The following is a 14,486-nucleotide window of genomic DNA, read 5'->3' as shown; positions in this document are numbered from 1 at the left end:
ATGCGACCGGAGACGACACCGACGATGCGCCCGAAGGCGATGCTCGCCCTGCTGCTCACCGCCGTGCTGGCCGTCGCCGGCTGCGGCGCCGGCTCCGGCGCGTCGGCCGACGGGCCGGTGCGGCTGCTGGTCTTCGGCGCCCCCGAGGAACTCGCCGCCTACCGCACCCTCGTCGAGGCGTACGAGAAGGCCCGCCCCGGCGCCGACGTGCAGCTCGTCGAGGCCAGCGACCGCAAGGACCTGCTGGCCCGGCTGGCCACCTCGGTGGCCGGCGGCGCCCCGCCGGATCTGTTCCTGATGAACTACCGCTTCTACGGCCAGTTCGCCGCCAAGGACGTCATCGAGCCGCTGGACGACCGCCTCGCCGCCTCCGACACCGTCGACCCGGCCGACTACTACCCGGTGGCGTGGAACGCCTTCCGCTGGCAGGATCGGCAGCTCTGCCTGCCGCAGAACGTCTCCAGCCTCGCCGTCTACTACAACCGCACCCTCTTCGCCAAGTACGGCGTGCCCGAGCCGAAGGCCGGCTGGACCTGGAACGACATGGTCGCCACCGCCGGCGCCATGACCCGCGACTCACGCGGCGCGGTGATCAGGGCCACCGAGAGCGAGGGTGCCGCGCTGCGCCCGGCGGTGCACGGCCTCGGGGTGGAGCCGTCGATCATCCGGCTCGCCCCGTTCGTCTGGTCGGGCGGCGGTCAGCTCGTCGACGACCCGGCGAGGCCGACCCGGCTGACGCTGGACACCCCGGCCGCCCGGGAGGCGCTGAAGAACCTGGTGGACCTGCGGCTCGCGTACGGGGTGGTGCCCACCGACGAGGAGGTGGAGGCCGAGGACGACGAGTCCCGGTTCGCCAACGGCCGGCTCGCCATGCTGATGAGTTCCCGCCGCTCCACCACCACGTTCCGCTCGATCACCGGCTTCGAGTGGGACGTCGCCCCGCTGCCCGTCTACCGGGAGCAGGTGGGGGTGCTGCACTCCGACGCGTACTGCATGACCCGGGGCGCGAAGCACAAGGACGCCGCGTGGCGGTTCCTGGAGTTCGCCATCGCCGAGGAGGGCCAGCGGATCGTCGCGGCCACCGGGCGCACCGTCCCGTCGCACATCGGAGTGTCGCAGTCCCCGGCGTTCCTCGGCCCCGCCCAGCCGCCGCGCAGCGCCAGGGTCTTCCTCGACGCCATCCCCACCGTCCGGGCCCTGCCGACCGTCTCCACCTGGCCGGAGATCGAGGACGTCACCTACGGCATCCTGGAGAACGCCATGCACCGGGGCGACCGGCTCGACGACGTGATCCGCGAACTCGACCGGCAGACCCGCCCGATCTTCGCCCGCGGGGAGCACGGGTGAGCGACCCTGGCCTCGCCCTGGCCGGGGTCTCGGCCGCGTACCGGGGCGCGACCGTGCTGCACGAGGTGGACCTGGCCGTCGCCCGGGGCGAGCTGCTGGTGGTGCTCGGCCCGTCGGGCGCCGGCAAGTCGACCGTGCTGCGGGTCGTCGCCGGCCTCGAGCCGGTCACCGCCGGCCGCGTCCGCATCGCCGGGCGCGACGTCACCGGCGAGCGTCCGGGCCGGCGCAACGTGTCGATGGTGTTCCAGTCGTACGCGCTCTTCCCGCACCTGAGCGTCGCCGAGAACATCGCGTTCGGCCTCGAGGTGCGCGACACGCCCCGCGCCGTCGCCCGGGAGCGGGCGCGGGCGGCGGCCGAGACGGTCGGCTGCGCCGGGCTGCTGGACCGGCGGCCCGCGCAGCTCTCCGGCGGCGAACGGCAGCGGGTGGCGCTGGCCCGGGCGCTGGTGCGCGAGCCGGACGTGTTCCTGCTCGACGAGCCGCTGTCCAACCTCGACCAGGCGCTGCGGGTGCAGATGCGCGCCGAGCTGCGCGCCCTGCACGACCGACTGGGCGCCACCATGGTCCACGTCACCCACGACCAGACCGAGGCGCTGGTGCTCGCCGACCGGATCGCCGTGCTGCGCGACGGTCGCATCGAGCAGGTCGGCACCCCCGACGAGATCTGGCGCACCCCGGCCACCACCTTCGTCGCCCGCTTCGTCGGCTCCCCGGCGATGAACCTGCTCCCGGCGGACGGCCCGCTGCGCCCGGGCGGCGACCCGCCACCCGGCGTCGAGGCCGGGGGAATGCGGATCGGCTTCCGGCCCGAGGCGGTCACCCTCGACGCCGCCGACGGCACGGACGCCACCGTCGACCGGGTCGAGGTGGTCGGCGAGGACGCGTACGCGTACCTGACCCTCGCCGCCGGGCACCCCGTCGTCGCCCGGGTGCCCGCCGCCCGCCGGCCCGGGCGCGGCGCGGCGGTACGCGTCGCCGTCCACTGGCCCGACGTGCACGTCTTCCACGCCGACTCCGGCCGCCGGTACGCCCCGTGACGACGACCGACCGCCGTTCGCGCCGGCAGTTGGCGCTGATGCTGACGCCGTACCTCGTCGGCCTCGTCGGGCTGGTGCTGCTGCCCGCCGCGGTCACCCTGGCGCTGGCCTTCACCGAGTACGACCTGCTGCGCCCGCCGCGCTGGGTGGGGCTGGACAACCTCGTCGCGCTGGCCGACGACCCGGTTTTCCGGGTGTCGCTGACCAACTCGCTGGTCTTCGCGCTGGTGGCCGTACCGCTGCGGGTGCTCCTCGCCCTCGGCCTGGCGCTGCTGCTGCACCGCCGGGCGGTCGGCGTCGGCAGCGCCCGCAGCGCGGCGGTGCTGCCGACCGCGGTGCCCGAGATCGCCTACGGGCTGCTCTGGCTGTGGCTGCTCAACCCGCTCTACGGCCCGATCAACCAGGTGCTGCGCACCGGCGGGGAGAACGGCCTGACCGCGCTGGGCCGCACCCCGCCGCAGTGGCTCACCGACCCGACCGACGCCCGCGCCGCGATGATCCTGATGAGCCTGTTCACCATGGGGGAGACCTTCGTGGTGCTGCTGGCGGCCCGCCGCGCGCTGCCCCGCGACGTCTACGAGATGGCCGCGATCGAGGACGCCACCGGCTGGGACGTGTTCCGCCGGATCACGCTGCCGCTGATGGCGCCGGTGCTCGGGCTGCTGGCGGTGCGCGACGCCGTCCAGAGCCTGCACTTCACCTTCGTGCCGGCCTTCGTGGTCACCGACGGCGGCCCGCCCCCGTACGCCACCACCTACCTGTCGCTGTTCGTCTACCGCACCGGCTTCGAGTACCTGCGCTACGGCTACGCCGCCGCCGCGACCCTGGTGATGATCCTGCTGACCGTGGCGGCGGTGCTGGTGCAGTGGCGGCTGATCCGCCGCTACCGCGCGTTCTACCGGCTGTAGGACCAGCCGGAGACGCCACAGCCGCCGGCGAGCAGCTCCCGCGGACGGGGGCCCGTGATCTCCTGACCGCGGAAGGCCACTGTCGACAGCAGGGTCAGTTCGGCGGTCACCCGGACAGGCTAGGGCGCGCGGCCGGCGTCGGGCGGAACCGGTGCCGCCGCGCTTGGGCCGGTGCCCCGACTGGCCGGCGGCCTCGGCTCCGGGTCGGCTGAGGCTACGCCCGCACGTCCCGACGCCGGTATCCGCAGGTGCCGACGGCGACGGCCGTGCCCGCGAGCGCGACCATGACGGCCGTCGCGGGCCAGTTCGGCGCCGTCTGGGGCACGTCCGCGAGGTGCGCGTACGGCGAGAGCCGGCCGACCCAGGCCGGCGCGCCGGTGCTGTCGGCGACGACGGTGAGCAGGAACCCGCCGGCGCTCGGCAGCATGCCCAGGGCCGCCACCCCGCGCGGCGCCCGGCCGAGGGCCAGCACCGCCGACCCGAGGCTGAGCAGCGCGACGGGCAGGACGTTCCAGGTGCCGGCGAGCGCGGCGGGCAGCGACAGATCCGCGTCGACCACCGCCGCACCGAGCCACGTCGCCGCGCCGGCGACGGTGACGAGCGCCGCCGCGCCGACCGTGGTGGTGGCGACCTCGGCGGCGAGCAGGCGGGCGCGCGAGAGCGTCCCGGCGTGGAGCAGGGTCAGGCGTCCGTCGGTCTCCGCGGCCGCGAACGCGGCGAGCCGGACGGCCGTGAAGGCGCCGACCGGCACGGCGAGCAGGGCGAACAGGCTGGCGACGTACCCGTGGACGGTGCCGAGGCCGGCGAAACCCGCCTGCGCGGCGAGGTCGGCGAAGCGTGCGTTGTCGGCGAGGAACTCGGTCAGGGAGACCGCCAGCGCGCCGATCAGCAGGAAGTACGCCCCGACGCCGGCCGACCAGCCGGCGAGTGGCCGCAGCATCCGCCGCACGGCGAAGGACTCCACCGAGCGGAGCAGCCGCAGGCGGGGCGGGCGGCCGGCGGCGGGAGCGACCAGCCCGTCGCGGACGTCCCGCCGCACCGCCAGGGTGAACGCGCCGGCGCACAACACCACGGTGGTGAGCGCGAGCACGATCAGGGGCGACACCCGGTCGGCCTGGTAGGGGCGGGTGAGGGCCAGCGGCCCGTACGGCGGCAGCCACCGCAGCCAGCCGAGCGGGGTGACGCCGTCGCCGACCATGCGGGCGAGCAGCCCGACACCGAGGAACGTCAGCGTGGCCCCGGTCGCCGCGGCCCGGGTGGGGAAGACCTGGGCGGCGAGGCCCGCCGCCGCGACGGCCACCGTGGTGACCAGCGCCAGGCCGGCGCCGTGCAGGACGGCTCCCCGGGCCGGGGTGCCGGCCGCGACGAGCGCCGCCGCGAGCGCGGCCCCGGTCAGGGCCGCCACGGTCGCCAGCACCGCGAGGTGCCGGCCGAGCACCGCCGCCGGCCCCGACCGGCCCGCGAGCAGGAGGTCCCACCGCCCGGCCGCCTCCTCGCCCCGGGTGACGCGGGTGGTCGCGAGCAGGCCCCAGACCGACAGCACGACGGCGAGGACGGTGCCGGTCCGCCAGACGGTGAAACCACCGGCGGTGTCGAGGGCGGCCGGCTCGCCGAACAGCGTCCGGACCGCGGGATTGCGGGCCAGGGCGGCGAGCGCGGCCGCGTCGAGGCCGTCCCCGACGGTCCTGGTGTACGTGGTGGCGACCAGCGTCGACATCCCCACCGTCACGGCGAACACGACGGCGGCGCCGCGACGCACCTGGCGTACGGCCAGGCGGGTGACGGCGCGCCCGGCCCCGGCCTGCGCGGGGCGGTGGCCGGTCGCCGCCAGGGCGGTGGCGGTCATCGGTCGGCCTCGCCGTAGTAGTCGAGGAAGATCTCCTCGAGGCTGGGTTCCCGGACGGTGAGGGCGGTGACGTCGGCGGCGGCGAGGGCGCGCAGCGCCGGCGCGGGTGGCCCGTTCAGGGAGAAGCTCAGCGTCCCGCCGTCCCGCGCGACGCTGCCGACCCCCGCCACGTCGGACAGGTCGGGCGCGGGGCCGGTGAACCGGGCGGTCACCTCCGTGCGGTGCAGGCGGCGCAGGTCGCCGACGGTGGCGACGTCGACGAGCCGGCCGGCGCGCAGGATCGCCACCCGGTCGCAGACGGCCTCGACCTCGGCCAGTTGATGGGAGCAGAGGAACGTCGTCTGGCCACGGTCCCGGGCGACCGTGACAGCGCGGCGGAACTCCTGTTCCATCAACGGGTCGAGCCCGCTGGTGGGCTCGTCGAGGACGAGCAGGGGCGCGCGGGTGGCGAACGCGGCGACCAACGCGACCTTCTGCCGGTTGCCGGTCGAGTAGGCGCGGGCCGGCTTGGACACGTCGAGGGCGAACCTCTCCACCAGTTCGTCGCGGTAGGCGCGGTCGACGCCCGGCCCGGTGGCGGCCAGCAACTCGAGGATCTCCGCGCCGGTGAGCTGCGGCCACAGGGCCACGTCGGCCGGCACGTACGCCAGCGACCGGTGGGCGGCGACGTCGCCGGCCTCGACGTCGAAGATCCACGCCCGGCCGGCGGTGGGCCGGGCCAGGCCGAGCAGCAGCCGGATGGTGGTGGACTTCCCGGCCCCGTTCGGGCCGAGGAAACCGAACACCTCGCCGGCCGAAACGGTCAGGTCCAACCCGTCGAGGGCCAGCAGCGTCCCGTAGCGCTTGGTCAGGTGGTGGGTGCGAACGGCGGATGTGGCCACGGCATGCCTCCGGTCGACGTGTCACGACTGCCGACCAGGCTTCCCGGCGCACCAACCGTCACCGTACTGCGCCGCGTCATGCGGGACAAGACGCGGTCACCCGGCGGCGGCGAAGCGCTCCCTGTTGTCGACCGGACCGACGACGAGGAGACGAGGTCGCCGTAGGAGAGGACGGTGCCAAGGCCGCCACTGCGTCGGACGTGCAGACCGTCGGTATGATCGCCGGGATCTGTGGAGCGCCGGGAAGTCTGGTCGGCACCGTGATGACCCGCGCCCTCGGAAGGTCTCCCCGTGCTGCTGCTGTCCTTCGCCGCCGTCCTGCTGGCTGCCGTCCTCGTGTCGGCGCTGGCCCACCGCACGATCCTGTCCACGGCGGCGCTGTTCCTGGTCGCCGGCTTCCTGCTGGGCGAGGACACCGGCGGCGTGCTGCACCTGCGGGCCGACTCGCCGATCGTGGCCGAGCTGGCGGAGCTGGCCCTGTTCGCCGTGCTGTTCACCGACGGCATGCGGGTGGGCTGGGCCGACCTACGCTCGGCGTGGCGGTTGCCCGGTCGGGCGTTGGGCTGGGGCCTGCCGCTGACCCTGCTGGTGACGGCGGTGCTGGCGCACTACGTGGCCGGTCTCGACTGGCCCGAGGCGCTGCTGGTCGGGGCCGTCCTCGCCCCGACCGACCCGGTGTTCGCCGCCGCGCTGGTCGGCAACGACAAGGTTCCGGCGCGCTTGCGGCACCTGCTCAACGTGGAGTCCGGCGTCAACGACGGCCTCGCCCTGCCGTTCGTGGTGGTGCTCCTGGCGGTGGCGGCCGGCTCGGACGACCTGCACCTGGGGGAGTTGGCCGGAGAACTGGCGGTCGGGCTGCTGATCGGGGTCCTGGTGCCGCTGCTGGCGATCGCGCTGGAGCGGACCCGCTGGTTCGCCGCGTCGACGGCCTACGCCCCGTTGAACGGGATGGCGATCGGCCTGCTGGTGCTGGCGCTGGGCAAGGCGACCCACGGCAACCTGTTCCTGGCGGCGTTCGCCGCCGGGATCACCGTGGCCACCTTCGGGCCGCGGCAGCGGGCGGCGTTCGAGCACTTCGGGGAGAACGTCGCCGAGCTGCTGAAGCTGGCGGCGCTGCTGGTGTTCGGGGCGCTGATCTCGGTGGAGTTCCTCGGGGAGATCTCCTGGACGGGCTGGGTGTTCGCCGTGCTGGCGATCGTGGTCGCCCGGCCGGTCGCGTTGTGGATCTCGTTCGCCGGGTCGGGACTCGGGCTGCGCGAGCAGGCCGCCGCCATGTGGTTCGGGCCGAAGGGCTTCGCCTCGGTGGTCTACGGTCTGCTGGTGCTGGAGTCCGGCATCGCCGCCGCCGACGAGGTGTTCCACCTGGTCGCCCTGACGGTCGTCATCTCGATCCTGGCGCACTCCTCCACCGACGTCGTGGTGGCCCGGGCCTTCGACGACGCCCGCGAGGCGCCGGCCTGGCACGGGGTGCTGCACCGGATCCGGCGGGCCCGGCGGTCGGCGGCCCCGCCGGCGCAACCCGCGGACCGCACGGCGGTCACCGGCCGCCGACCGCCCGAGCAGGGCCCGGTCACCACGGACGGGGCCGGCGAGGAGCGGTCCTGAGTGGCGGGCCGCCGGACTCCCGTCTCGGCGGCGGCGATCTGCCCCGGACCGTGGCCGTCGAGCGGGTGTGACCCGATAATCCCGCGCGCCGGTCGGGGCGCCGTGCGATGATCGCGCGCTGCGCGACCGAGCACCCCGGGGAGGACAGCATGGAGTTCGAGGTACGCCGGATCGGGCCGGAGTCGACCGTCGGGGCGGCGGACGTGCTCGCCGACGCCTTCGACGGGTATCCCTGGACGGCCTGGACGGTGGCGGCGGACCGGCACCGGGAAAGGCTGGCGGCGATGTTCGCCGGCACCGTCGAGGCGGTCGGGCTGCCCTACGGGGACGTGTGGGCGGCGGTGGGTCCCGACGGCCGGCCGGCGGCGGTGGCGGTGTGGCTGCGCCCGGACCGGCCGGTCCCGGACGAGGTCTGGGCCGGCGTCGCCGCGCGCGACGCGGAGCTGGCCGGCGACCGGCACGTGGCGATGTCGGCCGCCGACGCGGCCTGCGCCCCGCTGCGGTCGCCCGAGCCGGCGTTCCTGCTCGCCACCGTCGGCGTGCGCCGCGCCGACCAGGGCCGGGGGCTGGGCGGCCGGGTGCTGCTGCCCGGCCTGGCGGAGGCGGACCGCGCCGGCCTGCCGGCGGTGCTGGAGACGTCGTCGGAGGGAAACGTGCGGTTCTACCGGCGGCTCGGGTTCGCCGTGACCGGGCAGGTCCGGGTGCCCGACGGCGGTCCCCGTGTGTGGGCGATGCGCCGGCCGGCCGGGCGGGCCGCTGCCGCCGAGCGGGCGTGACGGGCGGCTTCCGGGGACGACCGGCCGTCGCCGAGCGGCTTCGGAGGCGGCCGGCCGTCGCCGAGCGGGTGTAAGGCGCGCCCGCCCGGGTAGCCGCCGGGAATGGAGCTGGTCGAGGAGTCGCCGTACCGCTTCCGGATCGACCGGCACGACCCGATGCGGGTGCCGGGAGTGGTGTTCGCGTCCCGGTCGCTGCTGCCCGACGCCGGCGCGGACAAGTCGCTGGAGCAGGTGGCGAACGTCGCCACGCTGCCCGGCATCGTCGACGCCTCGTACGCCATGCCCGACGTGCACTGGGGCTACGGCTTCCCGATCGGCGGCGTGGCCGCCACCGACGTCGCGCACGGCGGCGTCGTCTCGCCCGGCGGGGTGGGCTTCGACATCTCCTGCGGCGTCCGGCTGCTCGCCGCCGACGTCGACCGCGACGGGCTGCGACCCCGCCTCGACGCGCTGATGGACGGGCTGGGCGAGGCCACCCCGCGCGGGATGGGCAAGGGCGCGGTGTGGCACCTGTCCTCGCGCAAGGAACTCGACGCGGTGCTGCGCGGCGGCTCCCGGTACGCGGTCGAGCGCGGTTTCGGCGTCGAGCGGGACCTGCACCGCTGCGAGGACCACGGCGCGGTCGGCGACGCCGACCCGGCGCAGGTCGGCGAGCGGGCGATCGAGCGCGGCGCGCGCCAGGTCGGCAGCCTCGGCTCCGGGAACCACTTCCTGGAGGTGCAGGCCGTCGAGGAGGTGTACGACGAGGCGACCGCGACCGCCTTCGGGCTGCGTCCCGGGCAGGTCTGCGTGATGATCCACTGCGGGTCGCGGGGGCTGGGCCACCAGATCTGCACCGACCACGTCCGCGCGATGGAGAAGGTGATGGCCCGGCACGGCATCCACGTGCCGGACCGGCAGCTCGCCTGCGCCCCGGTCTCCTCCCACGAGGGCCGCGCCTACCTGGGCGCGATGGCCGCCGCCGCCAACTACGCCCGCGCCAACCGGCAACTGCTGGCCGACGCCGCCCGGAAGGTCTTCGCCCGGGTGACCGGCAGCCGGCTGGACCTGGTCTACGACATCTCGCACAACCTCGCCAAGATCGAGGAGCACGAGGTCGACGGCGAGCGCCGTGCGCTCTGCGTGCACCGCAAGGGCGCCACCCGCGCGCTGCCGCCGGGCCACGCCGACCTCCCCGACGACCTGCGCGACGTGGGTCAGCCGGTGCTCATCCCCGGTTCCATGGGCACCGGCTCGTACGTGCTCACCGGCGTGCCGGGCGCGCCGGCGTTCGCCTCCACCTGCCACGGCGCCGGGCGGGTGCAGAGCCGCAAGCAGGCGGTGAAGGCCGAGCGCGGCCTGGACCCGCGCGGCCAACTGGAGGCGCGGGACATCGCGGTGCGCGGCGCGTCCCGGCGCGGCCTGGCCGAGGAGATGCCGTCGGCCTACAAGGACGTCTCGGCGGTGGTGGCGGCGGCCGAGGGCGCCGGGCTGTGCCGGAAGGTGGCCCGGCTGGTGCCGCTCGGCGTGGTGAAGGGCTGAGCCGGCGGCTCACACGTCCAGCGTCACCGCGCAGGACCAGCCCGCGCCGTCGCGACCGAAGCGCAGCTCGTGCAGGGAGACGGCCTTCGGTACCGCGCCGACCAGCTCGACGGCGTCGGTGTCCGTCGTGCCCCAGCGCACCGTCAGGCCGCCGGCGCCGTCGTCGGCCACCTCGGTGCGCAGCGGCAGCTCGCCCTCCGTCTCCATCCGGAAGATCCGGGGCGTCAGCCCACAGTGGCGGGAGGACCTGCTGGGCGAGGTGGAACGCCTCGACATCCCCACCTTCGTCGTCTGGGGCGACAGGGACCTCATCCTCCCGGCGACGCACCTGGACGCCGCCCGGGCCCGCCTGCCCAGTGCCCGCACCCACCTGTTCCGCGACTGCGGGCACATGCCGCAGATCGAGTGCGCCGACGAGTTCCACCGCATGCTCGTCGACTTCTGGTCGACGGCGGGGGCCGCCGCCGGCGACGCGTCGGCGGACGGCGGCGCCGGGCCCGCCGCGACCCGGCCGGCGGTAGCGGAGGCCGGTTGACGGTCGGCCCGTTCGACGGTCGGCCCGTGCCGGGCGGGCGGGTCCCGTCCGCCCCGGCAGCCGGCCCGCCGGCCCCACCCGGGTCACCTCGTGGCGCTGAGCGCCTCCGCCCAGAGCCGCGCCCGCCGGTCCCGCCCGGCGGGCGGCGGCAGGTGGTGGGCGACCACCCGCTCGGCGTAGTCGGAGCCGTTGTCCACCACGATCACCCGGCCGGCGTGCCGGCCCGGCGTCTCCAGCAGCTGGTCCCGCCGGTTGCGGGTCGCCACCATAACCGTCATGGCGGCGCTGCTACCCGAACCGGGCCGCCCACGCCCCGACGGGCCACCGTTTTCAGGTGAGTGGGCGGCCCGACGGGGAAAGCGCCCCGCATGCCCGACCTGGCGCTCTTCCTCGGCGGCGACGTGATGACCGGCCGGGGCGTGGACGCGATCCTGCCCGCACCGGGCCCGTCCGAGCTGCGCGAGCCGGCCGTCCGGGACGCGCGCGGCTACGTCGACCTGGCCGAGGCCGCCGCCGGCCCCGTCCCGCGCCCCGCGCCGGCGCACTGGCCGTGGGGCGAGGCGCTCGACCTGCTCGACGCGCTGCGCCCCGACGTGCGGGTGGTCAACCTGGAGACCGCGGTGACCGGCCAGGGCGAGCACGCCCCGGCCAAGGCCGTCCACTACCGGATGCACCCGGGGAACCTGCCCTGCCTCACCGCGGCCCGGCTGGACGTCTGCGCGCTGGCGAACAACCACAGCCTCGACTTCGGGCCGGTCGGGCTCGCCGACACCCTCGACGCGCTGGCCGGCGCCGGCATCGCCACCGCCGGCGCCGGGCGGGACGCCGGGTCGGCCTGGGAGCCCGCCCGGGTGCCTCTCGCAGGCGGCCGCCGCCTGCTGGTCTGGTCGGTCGCCGCGCCGTCCAGCGGCGTGCCCCCGGCCTGGGCGGCCGCCGCCGACGCGCCGGGGGTGGCGTACCTGCCGGAGGTGTCGGCCGCGTCGGCGGACGCGCTGGCCGGGCGGATCGCCGCCGTGGCCGGGCCCGGCGACCGGGTCCTGGTCTCCGTGCACTGGGGCTCCAACTGGGGGTACGAGGTGCCGCCCGGGCACGTCGACTTCGCCCACCGGCTGGTCGACGCCGGCGTGGACGTGGTGCACGGCCACTCGTCGCACCACCCGCGCCCGGTCGAGGTCCACCGCGACCGCCTGATCCTCTACGGCTGCGGCGATCTGGTCGACGACTACGAGGGGATCGGCGGGCAGGAGTCGTACCGGCCCGAGCTGCGGCTGCTCTGGTTGCCCGTCCTCGACGCGGCGACCGGGGCGCTGCGGCGGCTGCGCGCGGCCCCGGTGCGGATGCGCCGGATGCGGCTGGAGCGGGCCGCGCCGGGGGAGGCCCGCTGGCTGGCCGACCTGCTGGGCGGCTTCGGCCCGCCGTTCGCCGCCGCCGGCGTCGACCCCGACGGGCTGCTGACCCTCCGCCCGCGCTGACGTCGCCGGGGCCACCCGGGCCCAGCGCCGGCGTGGCGCGCGCCACCGCCGGCCGGGGCGACGAACAGCCACCACGCCGGAAACGCATCATAGATACATGACGCATCCCTCCTCGCCGGGCCGGGCCACCGCCGGCCGGACGACCGCGCCGTCGGCCGCCGACCGCGCCTACCGCCACCTCAAGCGGGCGATCCTGGAGCAGATCCACCCGGGCGGGTCGCTGGTGACCGAGGGGGAGATCGCCGAGGCCACCGGGGTGTCCCGCACCCCGGTACGCGAGGCGCTGCTGCGCCTGGAGGCCGAAGGGCTCGTCAAGCTCTACCCCAAGCGGGGCGCGCTGATCCGCCCGGTCTCCGCCCGCGAGGTCACCGACGTGATCGAGGCACGGCGGCTGGTCGAGCTGCACGCGGCCGAGCGGGTCTGGCCCCGGCGGCGGGAGCTGCGGGACCACCTCGCCGCCCGGCTGGCCGAGATGCGCGCCGCGCACGCCGCCGGCGACCTGACCGCGCTGATGGAGGCCGACCGGGCGTTCCACGCCACAGTGGTCGACGCGGCCGGCAACGAGATCCTCGCCGAGCTGTACCAGCGGCTGCGCGACCGGCAACTGCGGATGGGAGAGGCCAGCTTCCGGCTCTCGCCCGGCTGGGCCGAGACCGCGCTGGCCGAGCACGCCGACCAGCTGGCCGCGCTCGACTCCGACGACCCGCGGCGCTGGCTCGCCGCCGTCGCCGCGCACATCGACAAGGCCGCGCACGTGCTGCGGGCGCTGCGGTGAGCGTGCTCAGCGTTCCGGCGCCCGCCCCGGTCGCGCCGCGCCGGGCCGCCGCGCTGGTCTGGGGCGTGGCGGTGAGCGCGTACGTGGCCGCGGTGTTCCACCGCAGCTCGCTCGGCGTCACCGGCGTCGACGCGGCGGACCGCTTCCAGATCAACGCCTCGGTGCTGGCCACCTTCTCCGTCGCCCAGCTCGCCGTGTACGCGCTGATGCAGGTGCCGGTCGGCGTGCTGCTCGACCGGTTCGGCTCCCGCCGGCTGCTCGTCGCCGGCGGCGTGCTGATGGTCGCCGGCCAGCTCTGCTTCGCCCTCGCCACCGACGTGCGCCTCGCCATCGCCGCCCGCGTCCTGGTCGGGCTCGGCGACGCGATGACCTTCATCAGCGTGCTGCGGATCGTCGCGTTCTGGTTCCCAGGGCGGCGCAACCCGCTGATGACCCAGCTCACCGGGACGTTCGGCCAGTTGGGGGCGATCCTCGGCGCCGTGCCGCTGGTGGCGTTGCTGCACCGCGCGGGCTGGACCCCCGCCTTCCTCACCGCCGCGGCGGTGGGGGCGACGGTGGTGCTGACGGTCGTCGTGGTCGTCCGGGACACCCCGCACCGGGAGACCGCGACCGGTCCGGCGCCCCGCCTCGCCGTCGTCGGCCGGGAGCTGCGCGCCGCCTGGGCGCAGCCGGGCACCCGGCTGGGGCTGTGGACGCACTTCGTGACCCAGTTCTCCGGCGCGGTGTTCGCCCTGCTCTGGGGATACCCCTTCCTGGTCCAGGGGCAGGGGCTGAGCCCGACGGCCGCCGCGTCGCTGCTCACCCTGATGACCGTGGCGACCTTCCTGTCGGGGCCGGTGGTCGCCCACCTGTGCGCCCGGTACCCGTTCCACCGGTCGGTGCTGGTCTTCGCCGTCACCGGCGCCACCGCCGCGGTCTGGGCCGTCGTGCTGGCGTGGCCGGGACGGTCACCGGGCTGGCTGCTCGTCGCGCTGGTGCTGGCGCTCGCGCTCAACGGCCCCGGCTCCATGATCGGATTCGACTACGCGCGCACCGCCAACCCGGTCCACCGGATCGGCAGCGCCACCGGCGTCGTCAACGTCGGCGGCTTCGTGGCCGCGATCCTGCTGGTGCTGGCCGTCGGCGTCGTGCTCGACCTGGCCACGCCGGCCGGTCGGGCCGCCCCCGACCTGGCCGCCTTCCGCTGGGCCTTCGCCGTCCAGTACGCCCTCTGGGCGCTCGGCACGGTGCAGGTCCTGCGCTACCGCAACGCCACCCGGCGGGCGGCGGCGGCGCGCGAGCGTACCCCCGATCCGCGCTGAACCCCGGCCCGCCGCCCCCGCGCGACGGACCCGGCCGGCGCGCCGCGCACCCGCCCGCCGCCACGAGGTGCCGGCGGGCGGCGACAACGACCCGACCGGCGTGTCAGGCGCGGCCCGGCGCTGGCGTCAGCAGCCCCAGCGGCGGCGGTGGGTCAGGTCGTCCAGCACCAGGGTCAGGCCGGCCCCGAGCAGCCACACGTCCTTGGCCAGGCCGGTGCCCTGCTGGGTGGGCTTCAGGCTGCCCGGCTCCCGCATCCCCGGCGTCCTGAGGTAGAGCTGCACCAGCCCCGCGCCGAAGGCGGACAGCCCCAGGCCCACCAGCGCCGACGGCACGAACGGCGCGAGCAGCGCGGCGCCCAGGGCGATCTCCGCCCGGGAGAGCAGCCGGGCGAACCGGTCGGGCTCGAGCTGGCCGAGCTGGGGGACCGCGCCCACGGCCATGGCGTGCATGCCCTGCGCCGCCTCCCCCTCCAGGCTCCGCT

At 76.1% G+C, this 14,486-nt stretch carries 15 protein-coding genes and 1 pseudogene; 10 read left to right on the top strand and 6 right to left on the bottom strand.

Annotated features, from left to right (window positions below):
• Positions 1-24 precede the first annotated feature (24 nt).
• The 3 genes from GA0070606_RS00410 to GA0070606_RS00400 are packed head-to-tail and all read left to right on the top strand — an operon-like array spanning position 25 to position 3,292.
• The gene (locus GA0070606_RS00410; protein WP_091107083.1) at positions 25-1,347 is read left to right on the top strand and encodes an ABC transporter substrate-binding protein; all 1,323 of its coding nucleotides are present in this window, start codon (positions 25-27) and stop codon (positions 1,345-1,347) included.
• Positions 1,344-2,384, top strand: a complete 1,041-nt coding sequence (locus GA0070606_RS00405; protein WP_091094515.1) for an ABC transporter ATP-binding protein — start codon at positions 1,344-1,346, stop codon at positions 2,382-2,384. The genes GA0070606_RS00410 and GA0070606_RS00405 overlap by 4 nt, the downstream gene beginning before the upstream one ends.
• A 38-nt stretch (positions 2,385-2,422) precedes the next feature.
• Positions 2,423-3,292, top strand: coding sequence for a carbohydrate ABC transporter permease (locus GA0070606_RS00400; protein ID WP_091107081.1), 870 nt, complete (start codon positions 2,423-2,425; stop codon positions 3,290-3,292).
• Here the strand turns inward: GA0070606_RS00400 and GA0070606_RS33635 are convergent.
• The 3 genes from GA0070606_RS33635 to GA0070606_RS00390 all read right to left on the bottom strand — a co-directional run bounded on the left by GA0070606_RS33635 (position 3,280) and on the right by GA0070606_RS00390 (position 6,019).
• On the bottom strand, positions 3,280-3,402 hold the full coding sequence (locus tag GA0070606_RS33635) for a hypothetical protein (protein ID WP_281190537.1): 123 nt from the start codon (positions 3,400-3,402) through the stop codon (positions 3,280-3,282). The genes GA0070606_RS00400 and GA0070606_RS33635 overlap by 13 nt on opposite strands.
• A gap of 104 nt (positions 3,403-3,506) precedes the next feature.
• Positions 3,507-5,138, bottom strand: a complete 1,632-nt coding sequence (locus GA0070606_RS00395; RefSeq protein WP_091094514.1) for a polyketide antibiotic transporter — start codon at positions 5,136-5,138, stop codon at positions 3,507-3,509.
• Complete coding sequence (locus GA0070606_RS00390) at positions 5,135-6,019, bottom strand: ABC transporter ATP-binding protein (protein WP_176737174.1); 885 nt, start codon at positions 6,017-6,019, stop codon at positions 5,135-5,137. The genes GA0070606_RS00395 and GA0070606_RS00390 overlap by 4 nt, the downstream gene beginning before the upstream one ends.
• A gap of 291 nt (positions 6,020-6,310) precedes the next feature.
• On the opposite strand from GA0070606_RS00390, the gene GA0070606_RS00385 reads away from it, so the two are divergent.
• From GA0070606_RS00385 to GA0070606_RS00375, 3 genes are all read left to right on the top strand, one after another.
• Positions 6,311-7,624, top strand: coding sequence for a cation:proton antiporter (locus GA0070606_RS00385; protein WP_245724506.1), 1,314 nt, complete (start codon positions 6,311-6,313; stop codon positions 7,622-7,624).
• Positions 7,625-7,773: 149 nt separating this feature from the next.
• Complete coding sequence (locus tag GA0070606_RS00380; RefSeq protein WP_091107078.1) at positions 7,774-8,400, top strand: GNAT family N-acetyltransferase; 627 nt, start codon at positions 7,774-7,776, stop codon at positions 8,398-8,400.
• A gap of 102 nt (positions 8,401-8,502) precedes the next feature.
• Positions 8,503-9,921: an RtcB family protein gene (locus GA0070606_RS00375; protein WP_091094513.1), complete on the top strand. Its 1,419-nt coding sequence runs from the start codon at positions 8,503-8,505 to the stop codon at positions 9,919-9,921.
• A 9-nt stretch (positions 9,922-9,930) separates the two neighbouring features.
• Here GA0070606_RS00375 and GA0070606_RS00370 read toward each other — a convergent pair.
• A pseudogene (locus tag GA0070606_RS00370) lies at positions 9,931-10,137 on the bottom strand (archease); the annotation flags it as partial.
• On the opposite strand from GA0070606_RS00370, the gene GA0070606_RS00365 reads away from it, so the two are divergent.
• Entirely contained in the window at positions 10,040-10,456 is a 417-nt protein-coding gene (locus GA0070606_RS00365; RefSeq protein WP_342672157.1) for an alpha/beta fold hydrolase, read from the top strand. The pseudogene GA0070606_RS00370 and the gene GA0070606_RS00365 overlap by 98 nt on opposite strands.
• An 83-nt stretch (positions 10,457-10,539) precedes the next feature.
• Here GA0070606_RS00365 and GA0070606_RS00360 read toward each other — a convergent pair whose 3' ends face one another.
• Positions 10,540-10,734, bottom strand: coding sequence for a hypothetical protein (locus GA0070606_RS00360; RefSeq protein WP_141721479.1), 195 nt, complete (start codon positions 10,732-10,734; stop codon positions 10,540-10,542).
• 90 nt (positions 10,735-10,824) lie between these two features.
• Between GA0070606_RS00360 and GA0070606_RS00355 the strand changes: the two genes are divergently transcribed.
• The 3 genes from GA0070606_RS00355 to GA0070606_RS00345 all read left to right on the top strand — a co-directional run bounded on the left by GA0070606_RS00355 (position 10,825) and on the right by GA0070606_RS00345 (position 14,004).
• Entirely contained in the window at positions 10,825-11,928 is a 1,104-nt protein-coding gene (locus GA0070606_RS00355) for a CapA family protein (protein ID WP_091094510.1), read from the top strand.
• Between the two features lie 97 nt (positions 11,929-12,025).
• The gene (locus GA0070606_RS00350) at positions 12,026-12,703 is read left to right on the top strand and encodes a GntR family transcriptional regulator (RefSeq protein WP_091094509.1); all 678 of its coding nucleotides are present in this window, start codon (positions 12,026-12,028) and stop codon (positions 12,701-12,703) included.
• Positions 12,700-14,004, top strand: a complete 1,305-nt coding sequence (locus GA0070606_RS00345) for an MFS transporter (protein ID WP_245724505.1) — start codon at positions 12,700-12,702, stop codon at positions 14,002-14,004. Before GA0070606_RS00350 ends, GA0070606_RS00345 begins: the two co-directional genes overlap by 4 nt.
• Positions 14,005-14,130: 126 nt before the next feature.
• Here GA0070606_RS00345 and GA0070606_RS00340 read toward each other — a convergent pair.
• On the bottom strand, positions 14,131-14,486 hold a 356-nt coding region (locus tag GA0070606_RS00340; protein ID WP_091094508.1), incomplete at its 5' end, for a hypothetical protein.

This window comes from Micromonospora citrea, from assembly GCF_900090315.1.
GTDB classification, from domain to species: Bacteria; Actinomycetota; Actinomycetes; order Mycobacteriales; family Micromonosporaceae; genus Micromonospora; species Micromonospora citrea.
The sequence above is the reverse complement of the archived record's forward strand: the minus strand, read 5'-3'. Positions and strand labels throughout refer to the sequence as shown.

Excerpts from the sequence above, each read along its gene's own strand:
- GA0070606_RS00410 (WP_091107083.1), top strand. The coding sequence starts at position 25 with ATGCGCCCGAAGGCGATGCTCGCCCTGCTGCTCACCGCCGTGCTGGCC.
- GA0070606_RS00400 (WP_091107081.1), top strand. The coding sequence starts at position 2,423 with ATGCTGACGCCGTACCTCGTCGGCCTCGTCGGGCTGGTGCTGCTGCCC.
- GA0070606_RS00395 (WP_091094514.1), bottom strand. The coding sequence starts at position 5,138 with ATGACCGCCACCGCCCTGGCGGCGACCGGCCACCGCCCCGCGCAGGCC.
- GA0070606_RS00380 (WP_091107078.1), top strand. The coding sequence starts at position 7,774 with ATGGAGTTCGAGGTACGCCGGATCGGGCCGGAGTCGACCGTCGGGGCG.
- GA0070606_RS00375 (WP_091094513.1), top strand. The coding sequence starts at position 8,503 with ATGGAGCTGGTCGAGGAGTCGCCGTACCGCTTCCGGATCGACCGGCAC.
- GA0070606_RS00360 (WP_141721479.1), bottom strand. The coding sequence starts at position 10,734 with ATGACGGTTATGGTGGCGACCCGCAACCGGCGGGACCAGCTGCTGGAG.
- GA0070606_RS00355 (WP_091094510.1), top strand. The coding sequence starts at position 10,825 with ATGCCCGACCTGGCGCTCTTCCTCGGCGGCGACGTGATGACCGGCCGG.
- GA0070606_RS00350 (WP_091094509.1), top strand. The coding sequence starts at position 12,026 with ATGACGCATCCCTCCTCGCCGGGCCGGGCCACCGCCGGCCGGACGACC.